The following is a 23533-nucleotide window of genomic DNA, read 5'->3' as shown; positions in this document are numbered from 1 at the left end:
CGCGTAACGGGAAAACTTACGGCAGACTAGTTTCTGTACCGAATATTTTCCAGTAGCCTTCGGGCTTCGATGATCAGCCGTAACACCGAGGAGGGGCCGTGACCCAGACCCAACCGGTTGAGACCATCCCTCAACCCCGTCACGCCCCGGTCGCCGTACCGACCGCCGGGCAGCCCTACGAGTACCACCGCCGCCCCCTGGTCGAACCCGACTGGACCCGCTTCCCCGGCTGGCGCCACGTCACCCGCGACCAGTGGGAATCCGCCCAGTGGCAGCGCGTCAACTGCGTCAAGAACATCAAGCAGCTCCGCGCCGTCTTCGGTGACCTGATCGACGAGACCTTCTACGCCGACCTCGAGGCCGACCAGAAGGCCCTGGCCACCATGTCCATGCTGGTGCCACCACAAATGATCAACACGATGGTGCCGTTCGCGACCCTCACCACCGAGGCGCTGCTCGCCGACCCCATCCGCCGCTACATGATCCCGGTCGCCTCCGACCGACGCACCGACTGGCCCTCACACCCCTACGCCAGCCGCGACAGCCTCCACGAACACGACATGTGGGTCGCCGAAGGGCTCACCCACCGCTACCCCACCAAGGTCCTCGCCGAACTGCTCTCCACCTGCCCCCAGTACTGCGGGCACTGCACCCGCATGGACCTCGTCGGCAACTCCACCCCCGCCGTCGACAAACTCAAACTCACCCTCAAGCCCGTCGACCGCTACGACGCCCACATCGCCTACCTCAAGTCCCACCCCGGCGTCCGCGACGTGGTCGTCTCCGGCGGCGACGTGGCCAACGTCCCCTGGCGCAACCTCGAGTCGTACCTCATGCGCCTGCTGGAACTGGAAACGGTCCGCGACATCCGCCTCGCCACCAAGGCCCTCATGGGCCTACCCCAACACTGGCTGCAACCCGACGTCGTCGAGGGCCTGGAACGCGTCGCCCGCACCGCCGCCCGCCGCGGCGTCAACCTCGCCATCCACACCCACGTCAACCACGCCCAGTCACTCACCCCACTGGTCGCCAAGGCCGCCCAGACCGCCCTCGACGTCGGCGTCCGCGACGTCCGCAACCAGGGCGTCCTCATGCGCGGCGTCAACGCCACCACCCCGGAACTGCTCGACCTCTGCTTCGCCCTCCAAGGCGAAGCCGGGATCCTGCCGTACTACTTCTACATGTGCGACATGATCCCCAACGCCGAACACTGGCGGGTTCCGGTCTGGCACGCCCAGCAACTCCAACACGACATCATGGGCTACCTCCCCGGCTACGCCACCCCCCGCATCGTCTGCGACGTCCCCTTCGTCGGTAAGCGCTGGGTGCACATGCTCACCGACTACGACCGGGAGCGCGGCATCTCCTACTGGACGAAGAACTACCGCACCTCCATCGAATCCGCCGACCTGGAGGCGCTCAACAAGCGCTACGCCTACTACGACCCGATCGACACCCTGCCCGCCAACGGCCAGCAGTGGTGGCACGACCACCGCGACGACTGACCCACCAACGGCGAAGCCCCCGGGATTCCTCACCCGGGGGCTTCGCCGTTGCCCGTCACCGGCAGCCCAGCGCCTGCACGTACCCGGCCCGCACCGTCCCCGCCGCGACGACAACCGTGACGGCCCGCACCGGTCAGGCGCGGATACCGGCGAGCACCAGATCGGCGACCCGACCGATCACCCGGGCGCTCGTCGCTGCCGGCAACCGCCGAAGCGACGCGATGGCCAACAGACCGGCCCGGACGTCGTCCGCGTCGACGCCGTCGCGCAGCACACCCGCCGCCCGGGCCCGCCCGACCAGCACGTTCAACGCCTGCGCGTGCTCCCGCCGCTCCCGCTGAAACGCCGCACTCACCTCACCCGGCCCCAACAACGCCTCATTCAGCGCCCGATCATGGATCTGTCGCTCAGCGAACTCGCGCACCACCCCCGACAGCGCCCGCCACGGGTCCGGGTCATCGAGCGCGCGGCGCACCTGCAGACCGCAGTCCTCCACCCGCTCGGCCAGGACCGTCGCCACCAACTCCGTACGCGTCGGAAAATGCCGGTACAGGGTCGCCACACCCACCCCCGCCCGTCGCGCCACCTCCCGCATGGGCACCTCGAGCCCCGCCGACGCGAACGCCTCCCGTGCCGCCGCCACCACCCGATCACGGTTGAACCGGGCATCGGCACGCTGTATCTGAGACATCCCCGACCGACCACCCTCTCACTTGATCCCACAGCGGAACGTCTGCTCCGTTTCCGGCCTACGGTACGACTACCACCCCGTCAACCAGGCAGAGGAGCCCCTGATGTTCGCCGTGCAGTACGACCGGTTCGGCGGTCCCGAGGTACTCCACCTCGGCAGCACCGACGCGCCACAGCCCCGGGCCGGCCAGATCCGCATCCGCGTCCGAGCCGCCGGCGTCTCCCCCGTCGACGTCGGCCTCCGCTCCGGCCGCACCCCGATGAGCGCCCAACTGCCGTTGCCACATATCCCCGGCGTCGACGCGGCCGGCATCGTCGACGAGATCGGCGACGACGTCGACGGAGTCACCCTCGGCGACCATGTCTTCGGCATCGTCGAGCTGGCCAGACTCGGCGGCGCGAGCGCACAGTTCGCGGTACTACAGCTCTGGGCGCACAAGCCCACAGCCATGCCGTGGGCTCAGGCGGGCGCGGCGGGCACCAGCATCGAGACCGCCACCCGGGCCCTCGACCTGCTGGACCTACGGCCCGGCATGACGCTCCTCGTCGACGGCGCCGCCGGTGGCGTCGGCAGTACCGCCGTCCAACTTGCCGCCGCCCGCGGCGTCCACGTCATCGGCACCGCCCGCGCCGACAACCACGATTTCCTCCGCCAGCTCGGGACGACACCGGTCACCTACGGCCCCGACCTCACCACCCGCCTCGACGCCCTGGGTGTGACCCGGATCGACCGCGCCCTCGACGTAGCCGGCGCCGGGTCCCTGACCGAGCTGCTCCACCTCACCGGCGACCCGACAGCGGTGCTCACCCTGGCGGACTTCACCGCGCCCAACCACGGCGTCCGCCTGTCCATGGGGCAGCTGGCCGGCGAACCCGACGGCCGCCACGGCCTGCCCGCCGCAGCCGAACTGTTCACCGAAGGCCGCTTCAGGGTGCCCATCGAAGCGACCTTCCCGCTCGCGAAGGCGGCCGACGCGCACCACACGGCCGAGCACGGATCCCGCCGCGGAAAGATCGTCCTGACCGTCGACGACGTGCAGGAAAGCTGAGCCTCAGCCGCCGGCCAGCACCTCGGACAACGGCGCCGGCACCAGCCCTCGCTCCCGCAACCCCGCCAGGATGTGCGGCAACGCCTCATCGGTCATCGCCGCGTTCGCCTCGGTCACATGCATGATCACCACCGAGCCGGGGCGAACGTGGTCCAACACCGCCCGCACCAACGGCTTCCACGCCGTCGCGAACGGATCGCCGCTGACCACGTCCCCGTCGACAACGGTCACACCCAGCGGCGCCAACGCGTCCAACGCCGCCGCGTCGTGACACAACCCGGGAAACCGGAAGTACCGGGTCTGCCGACCGCCGTACGGCGCGATCACCTCGAACGTCTTCGCCACATCGCCGGCCAGCTCGTCGACCGGCAGCCGGGGCAGGTCGTAGCAGTCGGCGGTGAACGCCGCGTGCCCGTAGGTGTGGTTGGCCAACTCGAAGCGCGGGTTGCCGGCGATCCGCCGGGTCACGTCCGGATACCGCCGCACCCACTTGCCGGTCAGGAAGAACGTCGCGGACACCTGCTCCCGCTCCAGCAGGTCGAGGATGCGCAGGTTCGCGTACGACTTCACCCGGCCGGCCCGCAGACTGGCCAACATCCCGTCGGTCATGTCCGCGTCGAAGGTCAGCGCGACCTTCGCGCCGGTGCGCGGGCCGTGATCGACGACCGGCGCCCTGCTGCCCACCCGCGTCGCCCCCGGGACAGCCGCAACCGTCGGCGTCTGGGCACTCGGTGGGGTGGCGGGAGCCGTTGGCGTCGCAACCGTCGGCGATGCGCTGGCCGGCGGCGCGGCCGCAGAGGCGGACGAGCCGACGAAGACCGGCCCCTCCGGCGGTGGCACCCGGGACGCCGTGCACGCGACACTGCCGACAACGGCCGCCGCAACCAGTACGCCACACCACAGTGGGCGAAGGCGGGGTCGGATCACGCGGCAGATCATCGCAGACGCGAAAGCGCCTCACTGCCCCGCGCGCCGTCTCGAATCCGCCTCGCCCTGAGCAGGCAGAGCAACGCACCACGACGGGTCCCCGGGCGACGGTGCGCCCGGGGACCCGTGGACCGCTCAGGTCACTTCGTGAAGGAGTCCTTCACGTTTCGACCGGCGTCCTTGACGTTCTGACCGGCCTGCTTGGCGCGCGCGTCGCTCTGCTGGCTGGCGCCCTCGCCACGCATCCGCTCGTTGTCGGTCATGTCGCCGACGCGCTCCCTGGCGGCGCCGGCCATCTGCTCAACCTTGTTCTTTGCCTTCTCGGTGAAGCTCATCGCGCCTCCTCGGTCTGGCGGTTGTCCTGGCTCGCTTGCCCGGTCTCCGGGTGCCGAAACCGGCAGTGCCGGTCGGCACACCCGCTAAGGCATCCTAGGAAGATAGGTAGTGGAGGGTCTCCTGTCGGCACCGCCCCGCGATGGTTAACTGACCGCATGGGAGAGCTCCTGCTGATCCGGCACGGCGAGACCACCTGGAGCGCCAGCCTGCGGCACACCTCGTACACCGACCTGGAGCTGACTCCCGACGGCGAGCGTCAGGCCCGCACCCTGGCCGCGTTCCTGGCCGGCCGGCGTTTCGTCACCGTGCTGAGCAGTCCCCGCTCCCGGGCGCTGCGCACCGCGCAGCTGGCCGGGCTCACCGTCGACGGCGTCGACGAGGACCTCAGCGAGTGGAACTACGGCGAGTACGAGGGCCGCACCACCGTCGACATCCACGACGACGATCCGCACTGGAACATCTGGACCGACGGCTGCCCCGGCGGGGAGTCCCCCGCGCAGGTGGGCGAACGGCTCGACCGGGTGCTGGCCCGCGTCACCCCGCTGCTCGACCGTGGCACCGTCGCGCTGGTCGGGCACGCGCACAGCCTGCGGGTGCTCGGTGCCCGCTGGATCGGCCTGCCCCCGTCCGCCGGCGGGCGCCTACGCCTGGAGACCGCCACGGTCAGCGCGCTCGGTCACGAGCACGGCCGGCAGGTCATCCTGCGGTGGAACCAGCCGGCTCCTCCGGCACCCGGGACCGCGACCGACTCGGTGCCGCAGAGCTGATCTTCGGCGGCCGGTTCTCGTACGGCGTGGACAACACCACAGTCGTCCGGGTCGTGACGTTCGCCGAGGTGCGGATCTCCTGGAGCACCCGCTCCAGGTCGGTGGGGCTGGCCACCCGCACCAGCAGCAGGTAGAAGTCCTCCCCCGCCACCGAATAGCAGGAGTCGATCTCCGGCAGGTGGGCCAGCCGCTCCGGGGCGTCGTCCGGCTGCGACGGATCGAACGGCCGGATCGCCACGAAAGCGGTGAGCGGCAGGTCCAGCGCCTCGAACGACACCCGGGCGGCGTACCCCTTGATCACCCCGCGCTGCTCCAGCCGACGGACCCGCTGGTGCACTGCGGACACCGACAGCCCCACCCGCTCGGCGAGGTCGGTGTACGACAGACGGCCGTCGGCGGTCAGCGCGGCGACGATAGCGCGGTCGATCTCCTCCACGGCGTGCAACCTACCGGGAAAACCGTCGCACGGCGACGAGGTACCCGAGTGGCGGACCGCGGTGGGCCGTGACGCACCCACCGCAGCCTTACCACCACGTGCCGTCGTCAGCCCTTGGCCAGTGCCCGGGAGATCACCATCCGCTGGATCTGGTTGGTGCCCTCCACGATCTGCAACACCTTCGCCTCACGCATGTACCGCTCCACCGGGTGGTCGGCCACGTAACCCGCGCCGCCGAGCACCTGCACCGCGTCGGTGGTCACCCGCATCGCCATGTCGGTGGCGAACAGCTTCGCCTTGGCCGCCTCGATCGAGTACGGGCGGCCGGCGTCGCGCAGTCGGGCCGCCGCCAGGGTCAGCGCGCGGGCGGCGGAGATCTGGGTGGCCGCGTCGGCGAGGAGGAACCCCAACCCCTGGAAGTCGATGATGGAGCGCCCGAACTGCTGCCGCTCCCGGGAGTAGGAGACCGCGTAGTCCAGGGCGGCCTGGGCCAGCCCGACCGCGCACGCCGCGATGCCCAGGCGGCCGGAGTCCAGCGCGGACATCGCGATGGTGAAGCCCATCCCCTCGCCGCCGATCAACCGGTCGGCCGGCACCCGCGCCTCGTCGAAGGCGATCTGCGCCACCGGGGAGGCTCGCAGCCCCATCGTCCGCTCGGCCGCCTGCGGCGTGATGCCGGCGGTGCCCGCGTCGGCGAGCAGGCAGGAGATCCCCTTCGGGCCGGGCCCTCCGGTGCGGCAGAAGACGTTGTAGAAGTCGGCAGTGTGGGCGTGGGTGATCCACGCCTTGGTGCCGGAGACCCGGTACGCGTCGCCGTCGCGATCGGCCCGGGTGGTCAGCGCGGCCGCGTCCGAGCCACCCTGGGGCTCGGAGAGGCAGTACGCGCCCAGCAACTCGCCACCGAGCATGTCCGGCAGGAGCTTGCGCTGCTCGTCGCTGCCGAACGCCGCCACCGGGTAGCAGGACAGGGTGTGCACGCTGACCGCCTCGGCGACAGCGAGCCACCGGCTGGCCAGGATCTCCAGCACCTGCAGGTACACCTCGTACGGCTGTGCCGCGCCGCCGTGCTCCTCGGGGTAGGGCAGGCCGAGCAGGCCGGCGCGGCCCAGCGTGCGCAGCACCTCGCGGGGGAACTCGGCGCGTTCCTCGAAGGCCGCGGCCCTCGGCGCGAGCTCGCCGTCGGCGAGCTCGGTGGCGAGACCCAGCAGGTCGTGGGCCTCGTCGGTGGGGAGGATCCGGTCGACAGTCATAGCGCGATGAGCTCCGTGGGGGTGGTGTTGAGCCGTTGCACGCCGTCCGTTGTGCAGACGACGATGTCCTCGATGCGGGCGCCGTGCCGGCCCGCCAGGTAGATGCCCGGTTCGATGGAGAAGGCCATTCCGGCGTCGAGGGGACGATCGTTGCCGGCCACCAGGTACGGCTCCTCGTGCCCGTCCAGACCGATGCCGTGGCCGGTGCGGTGCAGGAACGCGGGACCGTAGCCGGCGGCGGCGATCGGCGCGCGGGCCGCGGCGTCGGCCGCCGCGGCGGTGATCCCGGGCCGCACCGCCTCGACGGCGGCGCGTTGGGCGTCGCGCAGCACCGCGTAGTAGTCCAGGAAGTCGGCCGGCGCCGACCCGCCGGCCAGGTAGGTGCGGGTGCAGTCCGAGCGGTAGCCCGACGCCATAGTGCCGCCGATGTCGACCACCACCGGCTCGCCGACGCCGATCGGACGGTCGGAGGTGCCGTGGTGCGGGCTGGCGCCGTTGGGCCCGGCCGCCACGATGACGAAGTCGACTGTGACGTGCCCGGCGGCGCGGATCGCCGCGGCGATGTCGGTGGCGACCTCGGCCTCGGTGCGACCGGGGCGCAGCCACTCGCCCATCCGCAGGTGCACCTCGTCGATCGCCGCGCCGGCCTCGGTGAGCGCCGCGATCTCCGCCGGGGACTTGCGGATCCGCAACTCGCGCAGCACCTCCCCGGCGAGCCGTTGCCCGGCGTCGGGCAGCGCCGCGCGCAGGCCGAGGACCTGCTCGGCCCACATCCGGTCGGCGAGCCCGACCGCCGCGACCGGGCCGTCGAGGGCGGCGACGACCAGGGGGTACGGGTCGGTGCCGTCGGCGTGGTCGACGATGCGCACCCCGGTCGCCGGCGCGGGGGACGCTTCGGCGGCCGGGCGTTCGAGCCGGGGCACGACGAGGGTCGGCTCACCCTCGGCGGGCAGCACCAGGCAGGTCAGCCGCTCCCCCGCGTGGGCGTCGTATCCGGTCAGATACCGCAGGTCGGAGCCGGGCGTGAGCAGCAGGGCGTCCAGGCCGGCGGCGGCCGTCGCGCGCTGCGCGGCGATCAACCGATCCGGCGGATACAGCTCGTCGATTCCCACCCCGTCAGCTTAACGGTCGTTTGGGCAAACCCCATATCGACACCGATCGTCGGAAAATCCATCGACGTTGATTGACGCGGACAGTTAACACTCTTTAAGATTTGGCTGCCTCGAGGCCCACCCGTCCCTGCGTCCCCCGCACCCCCCGCCCGCGACAACCCTGCGCGGGCGGGTGTCGTCCCCCGCCCACGGGAAGGCCCCCGATGTCCTCACCACTGCGCCGCGCCCTCGCCGCCGGCCTGCTCGCGCTGGCCACTGCCGGCGCCACCCTCACCGTCATTCCCACCGCCGCGCAGGCCGTGGTGCTGCCGAACAACTTCAAGAGCGTCGGCTACATGCCCTCCTGGGCCGGCAACATCAACACCATCCAGTACAACAAGCTCACCCACATCAACTACGCCTTCGTCCTACCCAACAGCAACGGAACCCTGCAAGGGGTGGACGGCGCCCGGCTCTCCTCGCTGGTCTCCCAGGGGCACGCCAACAACGTCAAGGTCTCCATCGCCGTCGGCGGCTGGAACGACGGCAACGACTCGGCCTTCGAGACGCTCGCCGCCAACGCCACCAGCCGCACCACCTTCGTCAACAACCTGATCAACTTCGTCAACCAGTACAACCTCGACGGCGTCGACATGGACTGGGAGTACCCCGACCCGGGCGCCTCGGCCAACAACTACACGGCGCTCATGACGCAGCTCAGCAGCGCCCTGCACAGTCGCGGCAAGCTGCTCACCGCCGCCGTGGTCAGCGAGGGCGGCAGCGTCCAGGGCGTCCAGACGGCCGTGTTCAACCAGGTCGACTGGCTCAACATCATGGCGTACGACGGCGGCAGCCCGCACGCCAACTACGACTGGTCGATCAACAGCATCAACCTGTGGAAGGCCCGCGGCCTGCCGGCCAGCAAGGCCGTCCTCGGCATCCCGTTCTACAGCCGCCCCGTCTACTACAACTACTCGTACCTGGTCGGACTCGACCCGGCGAACGCCAACCGGGACTGCGCCACCATCGGCGGCAGCCAGCAGTGCTGGAACGGCATTCCGACAGTCAAGCGCAAGACCCAGTGGGCCCTGGCCAACGCCGGCGGCGTCATGAACTGGGAGCTGTCGCAGGACACCAGCGGCTCGACCTCACTGCTCAGCGCCATGTACGACACCATCATGGGCAGCACCACCCCGCCGCCGACCGGTCGCACCGGTCAGATCACCGGGATCGCCGGCAAGTGCGTCGACGTGGCCTCGGCGAGCACCGCCAACGGTGCCGCCGTCCAGCTCTGGGGCTGCAACGGCACCAACGCGCAGACCTGGACCGTGGCCAGCGACAGCACGCTGCGCGCCCTCGGCAAGTGCGCCGACATCACCAGCGGCTCCACCGCCAACGGCGCGAAGATCCAACTCTGGGACTGCAACGGCAGCGGCGCGCAGGTCTGGCAGGCCCAGTCCAACGGCACGCTGCGCAACCCGCAGTCGAACAAGTGCCTCGACGCCAGCGACAACAGCTCCGCCGACGGCACCCGGTTGCAGATCTGGGACTGCTTCGCCGGCGCCAACCAGCGCTGGACGCTCCCGGCCTGACGCCGCGCCCGCAGGCTCCACGGACCCGCCGGCTCGTAGGCGCCCCCGGTCGACGCAGAAGGCGTCAGCCGGGGGTCCCTGCGTGCTCACCGACCAGTGTGAGCATCTCCTGCACCGAGCCGGCCGGGTCCGTGACCGGGAACTGCACGGCCCGCACCACCGCCGTCGGGTCGACCAGCAGAGTCAGGCGCTTGAACCGGGTCATCCCACCCGCGCGGAACACCGGCAGCAGCAGCCCCGTCCCCAGCCGACCGTCCTCATCCGACAGCAGCGGAAACGGCAGTTCGGCGTACGCGGCGAAGTCGGCGAGCTGGTCGGGCCGCTGGGTGCTGACGCCGTACACCCGGACACCGGCGGTCACGAAGTCCGGATGACGCTTGGCGTACGTGGTCGACTCCAAGGTGCACCCCCGGGCACCGGGAATCTCCGCCCAGCCTGGCGGATAGCCGTGCGTCCCCGGCGCGTACGCCCCGGGGAACAGGTAGAGGACCGTCCACGCGTCCGTCGCGGCCACCGCCACCGGTTGCCCGTCGGCGGCGGGCAGGACGACAGCGGGCAACCGTCGACCGACCAGGTCGTGCGCGCGGCGCGCCTCGGCCGAGCCGGCGTCGGCCGTCGCGGTCACGTCACCGTCACCCATCAGATGCCTCGTCCCCCAGTCCTGCAGCGCGATCAGCACCGGCAACAGCCCCTCGCCCCTCGTGGTGAGCAGATAGTCGTACCGGGGTGGGTGTCGCGAGTACGGTCTGCGTTCCAGCACACCGTGCTCGACCAGGGCGGCGAGGCGCTCGGTCAGCGCCCGCCGGCTGACGCCCAGCTCGCGCTGGAGCGCGTCGAAGCGGGTCGTCCCGCCGGCGACGTCACGCACGATGAGGAACGTCCACCAGTCCCCCAGTACGCCGAGCGCCTGCGCGATGCCGCAGTCCGCATCGGCAAGATCCTCTCGCCGCACCCGCTACCTCCGTCGCTCCCGCTCCGACTATAGTCCGTTCCAGGTTGGAACGCGCCGGCTTGGCGAGCAGGGGACGGCGACATGCACGTCGACGAAGCGGGCCGGGGCTGGCATGCCCCGTCGCCTCGGCCCTGATGGTGGTTCGGGGGCAGCCCGGGGGGCGCACCGGTCACCGCCGGTACGCCCGCCGCGAGGGGTCGGCGTGTCAGCTCGCGGGCGACACGTTCATCACGTACTGGCCTCCCATGTTTCCGGGCGGCGAGAAGTTGGCCACGATGTAGGTCTCCCACCATTTCGTGCCCTGGCCGGCGACCCGCCCCACGCCCAGCTTCGTGGTGTTCTTCCACACCAGCGCGGTGAAGTGCCCGATGGCCTTCGTGGAGTCGATGGCCTTGCCCGTGGCGAAGTCGTAGTTGCTGATCTCGCTGTACCAGGAGTCGACGGCAGCGGTCCCGGAGCCTGCCGTCGGGCCAGTCGAGGCTCCCGCCCACGACCCGTTCTCACCGGTGCCCGATCGCAGGCCCTCGTGGGTGAGGTTGTCCTTCTCGGCCATGAAGGCCGCCCGCGACTTCGAGTACTCCACGAGCTCCAGGTCGAGGGTGAGCAACGACGATCCGTGCCGCGCCCGCAGTTCGTTGACCTTGCTCAGCACCTCTTGCAGGAACTCGTCGTTGGTTCGGTCCGCGAATCCATCTCGCATGTTGTGACACCTCTTCTGAAGAAGAACGACGGAATATCTGCCCGTGGTGGGCGGCTCGACCCTCGACGGCTGGCACAGCGGGTCGGATGGCCATCGACAGCCTTCCATCGAGAAACACAAAAGAGCCGTCACTCAAGGTGATGGATTAATGACAGAAGCGATAACACCGGGCCGTCGCGGGTGAACCGCTGGGCAGATGCCGCAGCAGGCCCGGCCGCACCGCCCCAGGTGGTGACCCGGGCACCCTGGCTGGACGCACCGTCAGCGGCACGCTGTCTCAGACCCGAACGACATCAGTGGCGTGACAGAGAATTTCCTCTTCTCCGTCACAACGGCGATTTCACACCCGCCGCCGACCGGTTCCGTTCGCTGACGTCATCGATGCGCCGCCACCCGGTTGCCCAGCTCGTCACGACTTCGGCACACCGGCCGGCAGGTGCTCCGCCTACGTTTTCCGGCCCCGCGCGTCCCCGCGGCCCCCTAGCCTGGGATCGGGACGCCCGCGCGGGCGACCTGACCGGGAGGACCGACGTGGCAGGCAACGAGGCGAATCGGGTGGCAACACGCCGTCGTCGCCAACTGTGGGCCGGGGTCCTCGCACTCGTCGGCCTGGTCCTGCTGGTCATTGGCGTCACCGTCGCCGACGGCGTCGCGGCCTGGGTCGAGGTGGTGGTCGCGATCCTGCTGCTGGTGACCAGCTACGTCGTGCAGCGCCTGGCCCGACGGGAGACCGTCTACCGGCCCGACGAGCGACGCTGACACCACCGGCGGCCGGGCGTACGCCAGATCGTCGGACGGTTGTGCCAGGCTGTCCGGCGTGGCACACCGACCCCCGATCCTGCTGATCGACGCAGCCAGCCTCTACTTCCGGGCCTACTTCGGCATTCCGGAGTCCGCCGCCAAGGCCGAGGATGGCACCCCGGTCAACGCGGTGCGCGGCTTCCTCGACATGCTCGCCACCCTGATCCGGGTGCGGGGCGCCGACCGGATGGTCTGCGCACTCGACTACGACTGGCGCCCGGCGTGGCGGGTCGACCTGCTGCCGTCGTACAAGGCGCACCGGGTCGCCCCGCAGGGCGGCGAGATCGTTCCGGACACCCTCTCCCCGCAGGTGCCGAAGATCCTGGAGGTGCTGACCGCTGTGGGCATCACCGCGGTCGGCGCGACCGGCTACGAGGCGGACGACGTGCTCGGCACGCTCTCGGTGACCCAGCCCGGCCCGGTCGAGGTGGTCTCCGGCGACCGCGACCTGTTCCAACTCGTCGACGACGCCCGACCGGTCCGGTTGCTCTACGTCGGGCGCGGCGTCGCCAAGCTCGACGACTGCGACGACGCCGCCGTGCGGGCCCGCTACGGTGTGCCCGCCGACCGGTACGCCGACTTCGCCGCGCTGCGCGGCGACCCGAGTGACGGGTTGCCCGGGGTGGCCGGCGTCGGCGACAAGACCGCCGCCCGGTTGATCGAACGGTACGGCAGCATCGCCGGCATCCTGGCCGCGCTCGACGACTCCGACTCGTCCTTCGCACCGGGTCTGCGCGCCAAGCTGGTCGCGGCGCGCGACTACCTGGGCGTCGCGCCGACGGTGGTCCGGGTGGCCCTGGACGTGCCCCTGCCGGAGCTGCCCACCGCGCTGCCGAGCGCGCCGGCCGACCCGGACCGGCTGCTCGAGCTCGCCCAACGATGGAACCTGGCCGGCTCGGCCCGCCGCCTGGTCGACGCCCTCGCCGCCCCTCGCGGCGGCGAGAAGCCGTCGGCATCGCCGCAAGCGGGGTGACCAACCCGGTCGGGGGACGAGCGGGCGAAGGTGGAATCCCGCGTTCGCCCGCTCGCTACCGTCCGTAGAGGTGGACCGGACAGGTCCATCGAGTCGAGCGGTTCCGCAGGAGTATCCCGTGCACCTCGCCGCGCCGGAGCCCGGATCGCCACGGGCCAGCGGTCCGCCGGTGCGCGACCCGGAGGCCCCACGCCGGGTCACCCTCCTCGAACTCTTCTTCGACCTGGTGTACGTGGTCGCACTGGCGCTCATCTCACGGGGCATGGTCGACCAGCTCGACTGGCACCGAGGCGCCGAGGCGCTGATCATGCTCGCCGCCGTCTGGTGGACCTGGGCGATCACCACGCTGGTCACCGACCTGTACAACCCGGAACGCACCGAGATCAAGCTGCTGATCAGCGCCGTCATGTTCGGCGCGCTGCTGATGACCACGGCGATCCCGGAGGCGTTCAACGCCCGGGGGCTCGTTTTCGCCGGCACCTACGTGGCGATCCACCTGGGGCGTGGCCTGTTCCTGATGCCGGCCGTACGCCGCGAACCGCAGACCCAGCGTCGGGCGGCCCGCATCTTCGTCTGGTTCGCGGTGTCGGCGATCCCGTGGCTCATCGGCGCGTTCGTCAGCGAGGACGCCCGGATCGCGTGCTGGGCCATCGCGCTCGCCATCGACTACCTCGGCTTCCGCCTCGCGTACCCGGTGCCGGGGCTCGGGGTGGTGCCCGAGAAGCAGCGCAACGTCACGGCGGAGCATCTCTCCGAGCGCTACCAGCAGTTTTTCATCATCGCGCTCGGCGACGCGATCCTCACGATCGGCACCATGTTCAGCATGGAACACAACGAGGCCGAGAACATCGGGGCCTTCGCTGTGGCGTTCCTGACCACGCTGCTGCTCTGGCGGATCTACGTGCACAAGTCCGGCGAGCTGCTGCCGACCGCGATCCAGGCAGCGCAGTCGCCCAGCAAGTTCCTGTTCAGCGCGCCGTACACCCATCTGTTGATGATCGCCGGCGTGGTCACCACGGCGGCCGGCTTCCACCTGGTGCTGCACGAGCCGACCGGGCGGACGCCACCGGCCTGGCTGGCGGTGATCCTCGGCGGCCCGGCGCTGTTCCTGGCCGGCCGGGCCTCGTTCGAGTACGAGGTGTTCAGCCGGGTGTCGTGGTCCCGACCCGGTGGGGTGCTGGCGCTGCTGACCATCGCCCCCGGCGTGCTGTACCTGCCGCCGGTCTTCGCCTCCCTCGGCGGGCTGCTGGTCCTTGTCGGCGTGGCCTACGCGGACTTCCGGCGTAGCCACGGCAAGCCGCCGGAGGCCCCGTCACCGCCGCACTGACCCCCCAACTCAGCGCGGAAACGGGCCGGCCAGCAACCGACCTGCGTCGGGCACGTACGGCTCGACACCCAGACCGGTGAGCAGTTGATGCACTGTCGCCGTCGCCGCGGTGAGCACCGGGCGGCCGAGACGGGCCTCCACCTGCGGCACGGCCGCCAACGACGGCAACTGCACGCAGGCGGAGAGGACCACCGCGTCCACGCCGGTCACGTCCAGACGACCGGCCAGCTCGACCAGACGCTCCGCGGGGATGCGCCCGACCGCCACGTTGTCCGGCTCGCAGAGGCTCACCGAGTCGGTCACCTGCACGCCGTACGCGGCGAGGTAGGCGGCGACGGTCGCTGTCAACGGCGGCAGGTACGGCGCGATCAGGGCCACCCGGCGGGCACCCAGCGCCCGCAGCCCAGCGACCAGCGCACCGGCACTGGTCACCACTGGCATGTCGTGCCCGGCGCGAACGGCCGCGCGGCCCAACCGCCGCTCGGCCCGCTCGTGCGCGCCGGCGCCCTCGCACATCACCGCCACCAGACAGGCGTACGCGAGCACGTCGCAGCGGGCATCGGCCAGCTCGGCGGCACACCGCAGGGCGGAACGGTTCATCCGGGCCAACTCGTCGGCGGTCACCTGACGCAGCCGTACCCGACTGGCGTGGGTGGTGAAGCGGACCGTCGGATCGACGACCTCACGTCGGCGCAGCATCGCCGGGATCTCGGTTTCCATTGTGGTGTTGGAACTGGGCACCACCAGGCCGATGCGGTAGCCGCTCACACCAGTGCCCCGGCGTACCCCCGGACCTGCAATCGTTCCCGGGCACCTCCGGCCAGGCGCACCTGTAGGCCGAGCGGCGCGGCCGCGCGGCGGACGTCGTCCAGGTGCAGTGATCCGTGCCGGTCCACGGTGAGCACCGGCGGTTCTTCGAGGTCACCCTCCGGCGCGTGGAACGAGAGCAGCGTGACCGAGGTGGTGAGGTAGCCCGGGTACGCGGCGCGGGCCGCGGCCTCGTCCCGGTGGACCAGCACCACCAGATCGTCGAGGTGGGCGAAGTCGGCGGCGAGGGCGCCCGCCTTCCAGTGCGCCGGTTCCTCCGCCGCGCCGGTGAGATGCCGGGAGCGGTTCGCCGAGGTGATGTAGAGGTGATCCGTTCCGGTCTCGGCGAGCGCCCGCTCGAAGAAGGCGTTGGACGGGCAGGTCAGCCCTGGTGCGATCACCTGGGTGGTCCGCAAACCCTGGTCGACCTGGGTGAGGTGCTCGGGGAGCCGATCCGCCGCGGGCCCGCGGAAGCCGAACGGCCCGGCCCCGTAGAGGGCGTCCATCAGCGCCCGCACCCGACCGACCGGCAACCGCGGCGAGATCCGCGTCCAGTCGAACATCCCCGGGATCCGGCCGATCGCTGTGGTGATGCTGCCGACCTGGTGGACCGGTCGCCCCTTGGCCAGGTTGACCCGGCGCACGGTGGCCGCGTCGGGACGCGTCACGATGACGTAGAAGTTGGCGAACGCCGCCGCGACGATCGCGCCGCCGGCAAGCGCGCGGGCCGCGACCGCGACGTCCTCGGGGCGGTCGATGTAGAGGGGCGGTGTCGGGGCGTCCATGAGTCCTCCTCGGCGGGGCCGTGAGGCAGTTCTACGTCCACTCACCCGGATGACGGCGAGGTCGGTCGCCGATCCGATAGCCGACAGGCGCTACCCGGTGCGGGCGGCGGATGCCCGGGCGGTACACAACGGCGGACGGCATCGGCCGGATGGGGGATCCGGCGGGGGGCCTAGCACGCCACCGTTAGCCGCGCGACCCGATTGGGTACAACGGCTGCACCTCAGATCCACCACATACCTCAGGAGGCAGCGATGCGCGGCACCTCGATTCTCGGAGTCATCGTCGTGATCTGGTTGGTGATCGGCGCCATCGCCGGTGGCCAGCGCGGTTACTACAGCGGCGACGACACCAACTGCGCCGAGGCCGGCACCATCCTGGTCACCATCGTGGCCGGGCCGCTGAACTACATCGGCGCCAACCCGAAGGTCGACTGCAAGCTGCCCGAGCCTTCCAAGTAGACGACGGACGTACCCCGGCCCGTGCCCCCGCAGTGGGGGCACGGGCCGGCGCGGTTTCGACGAGGTCGCCCAGGACCACTAGCCCGTCTCCTCCCCCAACCGTCGAACTGTCGACCTGTCGCGTCCCCAGGCGGCCAGCGGCTCGAGGGCCTCGTTGAGGCGCGTGCCGGCCTCGGTCAACGAGTACTCGACGCGGGGTGGCACCTCGTCGTAGGAGACGCGGCGCACGACGCCGTCCGCCTCCATCTCCCGCAGGTGGGAGGCCAGCACCTTCTCGGTGATCCCCGGAAGCAGTCGACGCAGCTCGCCGAAGCGACGCAGGGGGTGCTCGTGGAGCGCCCAGAGGATCAGCACCTTCCACTTGCCGCCGATCACCTCCATCGCGGTGTCGATACCGCAGGCGTGTCCGTCAGCGGTGCCCGGCCGGTTCACCGTCGCCATACCCACCCCTTCGACGTGCTCGCTCACCCCCGGGTAACCACGCACTCCGAAGTGCGTACTTGATCATCTGGGTGCCGATGACCAGCCTAATCGGCATGGAACCGAACACTGTGGAGAAGCCCTCCGTCACTGTGCTGGGACTCGGCGCGATGGGTACCGCGCTGGCCCGCGCCTGGCTCGCCGCCGGCCACCCGCTCACCGTCTGGAACCGCACCCCGGCCCGCGCCGCAGCGCTCACGCCCGAAGGGGCAAGGGTCGCGGGCAGCGCCGCTCAGGCGGTAGCGGCGAGCGCCCTGGTCGTGGTCTGCCTGTTGGACGACAGCTCGGTCGACCAGGTGCTGGCTGGTGTGGACCTGGCCGGCCGGGACCTGGTCAACCTGACCACCAGCACCCCTGCCCAGGCTCGCGCCCGCGCGGCCTGGGCCCGCCGACACGGCGCGCGCTACCTGGACGGTGGAATCATGGCTGTCCCGCCGATGATCGGCGTCCCGGAAGCCGGCGGCTACGTCTTCTACAGCGGCTCGCGAGCGCTGTTCGAACGGCACCGGGAGACGCTGGGCGTTCCGGTCGGCACCACCTACGTCGGCGATGACGCGGGCTTCGCTGCCCTGTACGACGTGGCTCTGCTCAGCGCCATGTACGGGATGTTCGCCGGGGCCGCGCACGCCTTCGCCCTGATCCGTCGCGAGGACATCGACCCCGCGGCGCTCGCCCCACTGCTCGCCGACTGGCTCGTCGCGATGATCCCGGCGGTTCACCAGACCGCCGACCACCTGCGCAGCGGGGACTACACCAAGGGAGTCGTCTCCCCTCTCGCCATGCAGGTGGCCGGCACGCCGACCTTTCTGCGCACCGCCGAGCAGCAGGGCGTCAGCCCCGAACTGCTCCGCCCCTACTTCGACCTGATGCGCCGCCGCCTGGCGGAGGGCGGTGGCGAGGAGGACCTGACGGGTGTCATCGATCTGCTGGTGCAATGACGCTGTCCGGTGGTTGGAGGCGGTGATTGGTGCCTGACGTCGCCCACCGCACACCGGCTAGAGCATCCTAGGAGGCTGGTTTGCGGCTCGCCGGCGTTTGTCCGCGCCGGTGCCGGGAACCGCCGATGCCTCAGTCAGCGAACGGGATCGGGAGTGTGGGCATGCAGATCGGCTACAAGCTGGCCGCAGAGGGGTACGGCCCGCAGGAGATCATCCGGCAGGCCGTCCTGGCCGAGCGGGCCGGCTTCGACTTCGTCGAGATGAGCGACCACTTCCACCCGTGGCTGGACGCCCAGGGACACTCGTCCTTCACCTGGAGCGTGCTCGGCGCCATCGCGGCCAAGACCAGCACCCTGCGCCTGGCCACCGGGGTCACCTGCCCGACCGTCCGCTACCACCCGGCGATCATCGCGCAGGCCGCGGCGACCATGGCGCTGATCTCCGACGGCCGGTTCACCCTCGGGGTGGGTGCCGGAGAGCGGCTCAACGAGCACGTGGTCGGGCAGGGCTTCCCCAGCGTACGGGGGCGACACGAGCGACTACGCGAGGCGCTGGAGATCATCCGGCTGCTCTGGCAGGGCGGCTACCAGTCGTACGAGGGCCGGCACCTGCAACTGGAGGACGCCCGGATCTTCGATCTGCCGGACACCCTGCCCGTGATCGCGGTCGCGGCCAGCGGTGAGGTGTCGGCCCGGCTCGCCGCCGAGTTGGGCGACGGCCTGTTCGCCACCGAGCCGGACGCGTCGATCGTCGAGCACTACCGCCGCGCCCAGGGTTCGGGCCCGCGCTACGCCGAGGTGCCACTGGCCTGGGCCACCGACGAGCAACAGGCGGTGCAGGCGGTGTTGCAGACGAGCCGATGGATGGTCACCGGCTGGAAGGTGATGAGCGAACTGCCGAACCCGGTCAACTTCGACGCGGCCAGCGCGTACGTCGAGGAGAAGCACATCCGGCAGCTCTTCGCCATCGGCCCGGACCCGGAACCGCACGTCGCCAAGGTCCGGTCGTACGTCGAGGCGGGCTTCGACCACATCGTCCTGCAGAACGCCGGCCCCGACCCGGACGGCTTCCTCGACTTCTTCGCCGGCGACCTCTCGGGCCGTCTGCGCGCGATGGGCTGACGCCGCGACCTGGAGTGGATCGGCGGCGGCGGAGGCCACGGGGATCGACGGTCGGCGAGGGCCCGAGGGCGTCACGTGACGACGAGAAGCACCGCCCGTCCGGACGGTCGTCCGGGCGGGCGGTGCACTCGGGATGAACGCGCTCGGGATGGTGCGCGGGTCAGCGGAAGCAGTGCGCGATCGGCACCTGGCTGCCCTCGCAGTTGGTCGGCTCGTTCTCGACCACCACGCTCTCATCGTCGATCTTGACCTGGGCGTGCATGCCGAAGATGCCGCCGGGCTTCACCGTCGACGCGTTGTGGGTGACCTTGCTGGTGTAGATCGCCACCGAGCCCGCGTTGGCGTAGATGCCGCCGCCCTGGGACGCGGCGCCGACAGCCTCGTTACGGGTCACGTCGCTGCCGCGGACCAGCAGGTTCGCCTTCTCGGCGTAGATGCCGGCTCCGAGGCCGTGCGTGGTGTTGCCGTCGATCACGCTGTCGTCGATCGGCGTCAGGCCCTTCACTGTCGAGACGCCGCCGCCGTTGACTGTGGAGGTGTTGCCACGGATGGTCATCGTGCGCATCACCAGCACCGCGTCGGAGTTGGCGGCACCGCCGCCGACCTGCGCGGTGTTGTTCAGCAGCTCGGTGTCGGAGACCTTCGTCCGGGCCGAGAAGCTGGCCAGCCCGCCACCCTGGCCGGCGCTGTTCTGGGTGAAGGACACGCTCTCCACGTCGGCGGCACCACGGTAGTTGCCCAGCCCGCCGCCGTAGGCGTTGGCGCTGTTGCGGTGGAACTCCGAGCGCTTCAGCGTCAGTACGCCGCCGTTGAGCAGGCCCCCGCCCTTGCCCGCGGCGCCGGAGGCGCTGTTGCCGATGAACGTGGAGTCGGTGACCACCATGTTGCCGTCGTTGAAGATGCCGCCGCCACCGCCCTCGGGCGACAGCGAGGTGCTCTGCGTGACGGTGACCCGTTCCACAACGGCGGTGGCACCGTGCACCACGTGCACGCTGCCGCCCTCGATGGCCGAGCGGCCGTTGTGCAGTTCCACGTCGCGCAGGGTCAGCTCGCCGCCGTCGCGGACGGTGAAGAAGCGGAACGAGGCGGCCTGGGCGGCCCGGGCGATGGTGGCGCCCGCACCGTCGATGGTGATGGCCTGGTAGATCACCGGCAGGCCGGCGGTGTCGTCGGCCGGGTTGTGCGGCGGCGCGTCGGCGTCGCCGGGGGTCTCCGCGGCGTCGGCGGCTTCCCGGGCGTCACGGATCCCGCCGTCGTACTGGTCGGTCTCGTGGAACGCCTCCGTGAGGGTGTAACGGCACTTGGGCGCGAGGCGGAGCTCACCGCCCCCCTCGGCGTTGGCCGCGACCAGCGCCGCCACCAGCTTCGCGGAGTCGCAGGGCACCGACACCACGGCCCGCTTGCCGGTGCCGGGGGTGGTCGGGCGTGCCCGCTCCGCGTCGTCCGGTGCGGGCTGCGAACCCGGCCGGTCGCCGTCGCGGCGGTCGTCGTCGGCTGCCGGGGTCAGCCGGGCCAGACCGGGGAGGGTGAGGGCGCGGTCGGCGGCGGCGGCCGCTCCGGCCCCTCCCACGACCAGGCTCCCCGCCAGCAAGCCGCTGGCTAAGAACCATCGGGACCGCCGTCTGGGTCGGGTCGCGCCGTCTCCCTCTCGGTACGTGGACATCAACGGTGCCTACCTTCCTGCGTACGTGACGTGGCCGCGCGCCGATTCGGGCGCGGGGGGCTCGACGTGTTCGCCGGCTACCAAACGCCACGATAGGTCCGCAATACGGACAGGAAGGTGTGAACGTGAATAGTGCCCTCTTTCATCTTCAAAGCCGCCAGAGGGGTACCGAGGTCACCCGCCGACGTGGATGCCGGGTCGACGCAGTGGATCCCGTTCGGTCCGGCGGATGATCTCCCGCACCACCGGTGGGGTGTCCCCCCGGCCCAGGATGAGGTAGCGCGCCAGGTGCGCGATCGGGCTGCCCTCCGACCACTCGAAGTGCGCGTGCGGTCGTACCCCGGTGGCGTCCCGCAGGGCCAGCAGGATCGCGGCGATCGCGTTCGGCACGGCCGGGCTGTTGGCCCGCAGCACCCGGAAGCCGCCCACCTCGATCCCGTGCACGCGCAGCACCTGACTGAACTCCGACGGATCGACCACGTCGATCTCCAGGAACAGCACGTCGGCGGCACCGGGCACCGGATTCATCCCGCGCTGCGCCCGCTCCTTGAGCGTGTACTCCTTCACCGACCCCTTCTGCCGCTTGTTCGCGATCAGGTGCAGCTGCCCGTCGTGCGCCAGCGACTCGGTGATGAACCGACGGGCCGCCTCGTCGAACTCGATCCGCTCGGCGCGCAGCTCGGTGGTCCGGGTGACCCGGGAGACCAACGAGACCACGATGATGCCGAGGATGAACAGCGCGGAGATCGTGATGCCGTCGGGCTGTTCGATGACGTTCTCCAGCAGCGCGTACAGCAGCACCAGGGTCAGCACTGTGAAGCCGATCGCGGAGCCACGCCGGTGATGACGGGCCGCGGAGATCGTCACCGCCACCGCCCCGGAGACCATCATCGCCAGGATCCCGGTGGCGTACGCCCCGGCCTGGGCGTTGACGTCGGCGCGGAAGGCGATCGTGATGGCGACGCTGACGACGGTGTAGACGATCACCACGGGGCGTACCGCCCGCGCCCACTCCGGCGCCATGCCGTACGACGGCAGGTAGCGCGGCACGATGTTGATCAGCCCGGCCATCGCCGAGGCGCCGGCGAACCACAGGATGAGCACGCTGCTCACGTCGTAGACGGTGCCGAACACCTCCCCCAGGTAGGTGTGCGCCAGGAACGCCAGCGCCCGCCCGTTCGCGCCGCCGCCCGGCCGGAACTCCTCCGCCGGAATGAGCGCCGTGGTCACGAAGGTCGTCGAGATCAGGTACACCGACATGATCAACGCGGCGGTGGTGAGCAGCCGGCGCGTGTTGCGGATGCGGGCGGCGAGCCGGGCCTGCCTGTCCGGGCCGTCGGCCGCCACCAGGGGCATCATGCTGACCCCGGTCTCGAAACCGGACAGCCCCAGCACCAGCAGCGGGAACGCCAACACGGCGGTGAGCAGCACCCCTCCCGGTCCGCCACCGGTCGAGGTCACCGCGGCCGTCCAGTTCGACACGATGCCCGGGTCCTCGACGATCCGGGCCACCGCGACCACGACGATCACCGCGTTGAGCACCAGGAAGACCGCGACCAGCGGGATGGCCACCACCACCGCCTCGCGGAACCCGAGCAGGAACACCCCGCCGAGAATGAGCAGCAGCACCACAGTCACCACGACCGGCACCAGGGACCCGTGCAGGGCGTCCGGCAGGTACGGGTTCTCCAGCAGGTGCACCGTGGCGTCGGCCGAGGAGAGGGTGATCGTGATGATCCAGGAGGTGGCCACGAAGCCGAGCAGCACGAGGACGAAGATCTTGCCCCGCCAGAACGGCAACAACCGCTCCAACATCGCCACCGAACCCTGACCGTGCGGGCTCTCGTGGGCCACCCGCCGGTACATCGGCAGCATGCCGAACAGGGTGAGCACGACGATCAACAAGGTCGCCAGCGGGGAGAGCGCCCCGGCCGCCACCGCAGCGATGCCCGGCAGGTACGACAGCGTGGAGAAGTAGTCCACGCCGGTCAGGCACATCACCTGCCACCAGGCGTGCCGACGGTTCTGTCCCTCGGTCGCCTCGGGGCCGGGCGGCTGCACCTGATGCTGAAAGAGCCACCGGCGCAGCGGGCTGGCCGGCGGCGCCGATCGGGCCGCGGTGGCCACGCGTTCGGGCACCACGACGCCCTGCCGGCCGCCCCGGTGTGGGCGCGCCGGATCGCGGGCCGCCCGCAGCGCCGGGTCCGGCCCGCTCGGTGCGTGGCGGCGCCCGCTCCAGCGCCGTGGTTTCGCCCGGTGCTCGTCACCCATCGCCAGTCCCACCCTCACAGGTCCTGATCTGACGGTAGGCGGTGCCCGGCCGCCCGATCGGCGGAACCGGGCACCTGTTCGGCCTGCTCAGGACGGGTCCGGAACGGCGAGCAGCCGGGCCAGCGCGGGCGGGTCGGCGACGGTCACCGTGGCCGCCGGGTGCCGAGGCCGCCCCCCGGGCACCAGCGCCGGCACCGGTACGCCGAAGCGCACGCAGATCCCGCCGGCCGCACTACTGCCGAAGGTCGCACCGCCGTCGGCCAGCGACAGGTGCGGGCCGATCGCCCGCCACCATCGGTAGGGCCCGCTCAGCTCGACGGCGGTCACGTTGTCCCGGTCGGTCCGCAGCCGCCACGGCCCGTACCGGATCATCAGGTCCCGTTCGGTGACGGCGACCCAGGCCGTCGCCGGGCGGACCCCCAGCAGCGCCAGCACCGGGCGGAACACCGGATCGAAGCGGAACGGAAACCGGGCCACGACGCCGGTCATCGGGCGCCGGGCCGGGCGGTGGGTCGCGACACCGGGCCGCCCGGCCGCAGAGGGCCGGGCCGCGCGGGCCGGGGGCGGGCGGCGGGCCGGCGCCGGGCCAGGACGGTCATGGCGCGGGCGTACC

24 protein-coding genes are annotated in these 23533 nt (G+C 71.1%); 10 read left to right on the top strand and 14 right to left on the bottom strand.

Going from position 1 to position 23533, the window contains the following annotated elements; all coding sequences use genetic code 11:
* Positions 1-98: 98 nt before the first annotated feature.
* The gene (locus tag OG598_RS09830) at positions 99-1505 is read left to right on the top strand and encodes a KamA family radical SAM protein (protein ID WP_328654125.1); all 1407 of its coding nucleotides are present in this window, start codon (positions 99-101) and stop codon (positions 1503-1505) included.
* Between the two features lie 133 nt (positions 1506-1638).
* On the opposite strand, the gene OG598_RS09825 is transcribed toward OG598_RS09830, so the two are convergent.
* Positions 1639-2196, bottom strand: a complete 558-nt coding sequence (locus tag OG598_RS09825; RefSeq protein ID WP_328654124.1) for a TetR/AcrR family transcriptional regulator — start codon at positions 2194-2196, stop codon at positions 1639-1641.
* Positions 2197-2299: 103 nt separating this feature from the next.
* Here OG598_RS09825 and OG598_RS09820 point away from each other — a divergent pair, with 103 nt between their 5' ends.
* Positions 2300-3244: an NADP-dependent oxidoreductase gene (locus tag OG598_RS09820; protein ID WP_328654123.1), complete on the top strand. Its 945-nt coding sequence runs from the start codon at positions 2300-2302 to the stop codon at positions 3242-3244.
* 3 nt (positions 3245-3247) lie between these two features.
* Here the strand turns inward: OG598_RS09820 and OG598_RS09815 are convergent, their stop codons facing one another.
* Both OG598_RS09815 and OG598_RS09810 read right to left on the bottom strand, forming a co-directional pair.
* Complete coding sequence (locus tag OG598_RS09815; protein ID WP_328654122.1) at positions 3248-3928, bottom strand: polysaccharide deacetylase family protein; 681 nt, start codon at positions 3926-3928, stop codon at positions 3248-3250.
* A gap of 383 nt (positions 3929-4311) precedes the next feature.
* Positions 4312-4506: a CsbD family protein gene (locus OG598_RS09810; protein WP_088989634.1), complete on the bottom strand. Its 195-nt coding sequence runs from the start codon at positions 4504-4506 to the stop codon at positions 4312-4314.
* Between the two features lie 156 nt (positions 4507-4662).
* Here OG598_RS09810 and OG598_RS09805 point away from each other — a divergent pair, with 156 nt between their 5' ends.
* Positions 4663-5274: a histidine phosphatase family protein gene (locus tag OG598_RS09805; RefSeq protein WP_145788530.1), complete on the top strand. Its 612-nt coding sequence runs from the start codon at positions 4663-4665 to the stop codon at positions 5272-5274.
* Here the strand turns inward: OG598_RS09805 and OG598_RS09800 are convergent.
* From OG598_RS09800 to OG598_RS09790, 3 genes are all read right to left on the bottom strand, one after another.
* The gene (locus OG598_RS09800; protein WP_112732312.1) at positions 5204-5710 is read right to left on the bottom strand and encodes an Lrp/AsnC family transcriptional regulator; all 507 of its coding nucleotides are present in this window, start codon (positions 5708-5710) and stop codon (positions 5204-5206) included. The two genes, OG598_RS09805 and OG598_RS09800, sit on opposite strands and share 71 nt — an antisense overlap.
* Before the next feature lie 107 nt (positions 5711-5817).
* A complete protein-coding gene (locus tag OG598_RS09795; RefSeq protein WP_328654121.1) occupies positions 5818-6960 on the bottom strand; it encodes an acyl-CoA dehydrogenase family protein in 1143 nt (380 codons plus the stop codon).
* A complete protein-coding gene (locus OG598_RS09790) occupies positions 6957-8072 on the bottom strand; it encodes a M24 family metallopeptidase (protein WP_328654120.1) in 1116 nt (371 codons plus the stop codon). Before OG598_RS09790 ends, OG598_RS09795 begins: the two co-directional genes overlap by 4 nt.
* A 203-nt stretch (positions 8073-8275) precedes the next feature.
* On the opposite strand from OG598_RS09790, the gene OG598_RS09785 reads away from it, so the two are divergent.
* Complete coding sequence (locus OG598_RS09785) at positions 8276-9643, top strand: glycosyl hydrolase family 18 protein (RefSeq protein WP_328654119.1); 1368 nt, start codon at positions 8276-8278, stop codon at positions 9641-9643.
* A 64-nt stretch (positions 9644-9707) separates the two neighbouring features.
* On the opposite strand, the gene OG598_RS09780 is transcribed toward OG598_RS09785, so the two are convergent.
* A complete protein-coding gene (locus OG598_RS09780; RefSeq protein ID WP_328654118.1) occupies positions 9708-10595 on the bottom strand; it encodes a winged helix-turn-helix transcriptional regulator in 888 nt (295 codons plus the stop codon).
* 205 nt (positions 10596-10800) lie between these two features.
* Entirely contained in the window at positions 10801-11295 is a 495-nt protein-coding gene (locus OG598_RS09775) for a CAP family protein (RefSeq protein WP_328654117.1), read from the bottom strand.
* A gap of 555 nt (positions 11296-11850) precedes the next feature.
* Between OG598_RS09775 and OG598_RS09770 the strand changes: the two genes are divergently transcribed.
* The 3 genes from OG598_RS09770 (at position 11851) to OG598_RS09760 (ending at position 14396) form a co-directional block, all read left to right on the top strand.
* Entirely contained in the window at positions 11851-12054 is a 204-nt protein-coding gene (locus tag OG598_RS09770; protein WP_328654116.1) for a hypothetical protein, read from the top strand.
* A 58-nt stretch (positions 12055-12112) separates the two neighbouring features.
* Positions 12113-13069 carry a 5'-3' exonuclease gene (locus tag OG598_RS09765; RefSeq protein WP_328654115.1) on the top strand — a complete coding sequence of 319 codons (957 nt, stop codon included), beginning with the start codon at positions 12113-12115 and terminating at the stop codon, positions 13067-13069.
* A gap of 118 nt (positions 13070-13187) precedes the next feature.
* Complete coding sequence (locus OG598_RS09760) at positions 13188-14396, top strand: low temperature requirement protein A (RefSeq protein WP_328654114.1); 1209 nt, start codon at positions 13188-13190, stop codon at positions 14394-14396.
* Between the two features lie 9 nt (positions 14397-14405).
* On the opposite strand, the gene OG598_RS09755 is transcribed toward OG598_RS09760, so the two are convergent.
* Positions 14406-15164: a maleate cis-trans isomerase family protein gene (locus OG598_RS09755; RefSeq protein WP_328654113.1), complete on the bottom strand. Its 759-nt coding sequence runs from the start codon at positions 15162-15164 to the stop codon at positions 14406-14408.
* Positions 15161-15988 carry a hypothetical protein gene (locus OG598_RS09750; protein WP_328654112.1) on the bottom strand — a complete coding sequence of 276 codons (828 nt, stop codon included), beginning with the start codon at positions 15986-15988 and terminating at the stop codon, positions 15161-15163. The genes OG598_RS09755 and OG598_RS09750 overlap by 4 nt, the downstream gene beginning before the upstream one ends.
* A gap of 252 nt (positions 15989-16240) precedes the next feature.
* Here OG598_RS09750 and OG598_RS09745 point away from each other — a divergent pair, with 252 nt between their 5' ends.
* Entirely contained in the window at positions 16241-16447 is a 207-nt protein-coding gene (locus OG598_RS09745) for a hypothetical protein (RefSeq protein WP_007460667.1), read from the top strand.
* Between the two features lie 78 nt (positions 16448-16525).
* Here the strand turns inward: OG598_RS09745 and OG598_RS09740 are convergent, their stop codons facing one another.
* Entirely contained in the window at positions 16526-16915 is a 390-nt protein-coding gene (locus OG598_RS09740) for a winged helix-turn-helix transcriptional regulator (RefSeq protein WP_328654111.1), read from the bottom strand.
* A gap of 68 nt (positions 16916-16983) precedes the next feature.
* Here OG598_RS09740 and OG598_RS09735 point away from each other — a divergent pair, with 68 nt between their 5' ends.
* Both OG598_RS09735 and OG598_RS09730 read left to right on the top strand, forming a co-directional pair.
* Positions 16984-17865, top strand: coding sequence for an NAD(P)-dependent oxidoreductase (locus OG598_RS09735; RefSeq protein WP_328654110.1), 882 nt, complete (start codon positions 16984-16986; stop codon positions 17863-17865).
* A gap of 161 nt (positions 17866-18026) precedes the next feature.
* Positions 18027-18986: a TIGR03557 family F420-dependent LLM class oxidoreductase gene (locus tag OG598_RS09730; RefSeq protein ID WP_328654109.1), complete on the top strand. Its 960-nt coding sequence runs from the start codon at positions 18027-18029 to the stop codon at positions 18984-18986.
* A gap of 160 nt (positions 18987-19146) precedes the next feature.
* Here the strand turns inward: OG598_RS09730 and OG598_RS09725 are convergent, their stop codons facing one another.
* The 3 genes from OG598_RS09725 to OG598_RS09715 all read right to left on the bottom strand — a co-directional run bounded on the left by OG598_RS09725 (position 19147) and on the right by OG598_RS09715 (position 23397).
* Positions 19147-20649 (bottom strand): hypothetical protein, encoded by a 1503-nt coding sequence (locus tag OG598_RS09725; RefSeq protein ID WP_328654108.1) that lies wholly within the window; start codon positions 20647-20649, stop codon positions 19147-19149.
* A gap of 174 nt (positions 20650-20823) precedes the next feature.
* On the bottom strand, positions 20824-22920 hold the full coding sequence (locus tag OG598_RS09720; protein ID WP_328654107.1) for an amino acid transporter: 2097 nt from the start codon (positions 22918-22920) through the stop codon (positions 20824-20826).
* Positions 22921-23007: 87 nt separating this feature from the next.
* Complete coding sequence (locus OG598_RS09715; RefSeq protein WP_328654106.1) at positions 23008-23397, bottom strand: hypothetical protein; 390 nt, start codon at positions 23395-23397, stop codon at positions 23008-23010.
* Positions 23398-23533 lie beyond the last annotated feature (136 nt).

The organism is Micromonospora sp. NBC_00330 (genome assembly GCF_036136635.1).
GTDB classification, from domain to species: domain Bacteria; phylum Actinomycetota; class Actinomycetes; order Mycobacteriales; family Micromonosporaceae; genus Micromonospora; species Micromonospora salmantinae.
The sequence above is the reverse complement of the archived record's forward strand: the minus strand, read 5'-3'. Positions and strand labels throughout refer to the sequence as shown.

Excerpts from the sequence above, each read along its gene's own strand:
- OG598_RS09825 (WP_328654124.1), bottom strand. The coding sequence starts at position 2,196 with ATGTCTCAGATACAGCGTGCCGATGCCCGGTTCAACCGTGATCGGGTG.
- OG598_RS09820 (WP_328654123.1), top strand. The coding sequence starts at position 2,300 with ATGTTCGCCGTGCAGTACGACCGGTTCGGCGGTCCCGAGGTACTCCAC.
- OG598_RS09810 (WP_088989634.1), bottom strand. The coding sequence starts at position 4,506 with ATGAGCTTCACCGAGAAGGCAAAGAACAAGGTTGAGCAGATGGCCGGC.
- OG598_RS09805 (WP_145788530.1), top strand. The coding sequence starts at position 4,663 with ATGGGAGAGCTCCTGCTGATCCGGCACGGCGAGACCACCTGGAGCGCC.
- OG598_RS09795 (WP_328654121.1), bottom strand. The coding sequence starts at position 6,960 with ATGACTGTCGACCGGATCCTCCCCACCGACGAGGCCCACGACCTGCTG.
- OG598_RS09785 (WP_328654119.1), top strand. The coding sequence starts at position 8,276 with ATGTCCTCACCACTGCGCCGCGCCCTCGCCGCCGGCCTGCTCGCGCTG.
- OG598_RS09775 (WP_328654117.1), bottom strand. The coding sequence starts at position 11,295 with ATGCGAGATGGATTCGCGGACCGAACCAACGACGAGTTCCTGCAAGAG.
- OG598_RS09750 (WP_328654112.1), bottom strand. The coding sequence starts at position 15,988 with ATGGACGCCCCGACACCGCCCCTCTACATCGACCGCCCCGAGGACGTC.
- OG598_RS09745 (WP_007460667.1), top strand. The coding sequence starts at position 16,241 with ATGCGCGGCACCTCGATTCTCGGAGTCATCGTCGTGATCTGGTTGGTG.
- OG598_RS09735 (WP_328654110.1), top strand. The coding sequence starts at position 16,984 with ATGGAACCGAACACTGTGGAGAAGCCCTCCGTCACTGTGCTGGGACTC.
- OG598_RS09730 (WP_328654109.1), top strand. The coding sequence starts at position 18,027 with ATGCAGATCGGCTACAAGCTGGCCGCAGAGGGGTACGGCCCGCAGGAG.
- OG598_RS09725 (WP_328654108.1), bottom strand. The coding sequence starts at position 20,649 with ATGTCCACGTACCGAGAGGGAGACGGCGCGACCCGACCCAGACGGCGG.
- OG598_RS09720 (WP_328654107.1), bottom strand. The coding sequence starts at position 22,920 with ATGGGTGACGAGCACCGGGCGAAACCACGGCGCTGGAGCGGGCGCCGC.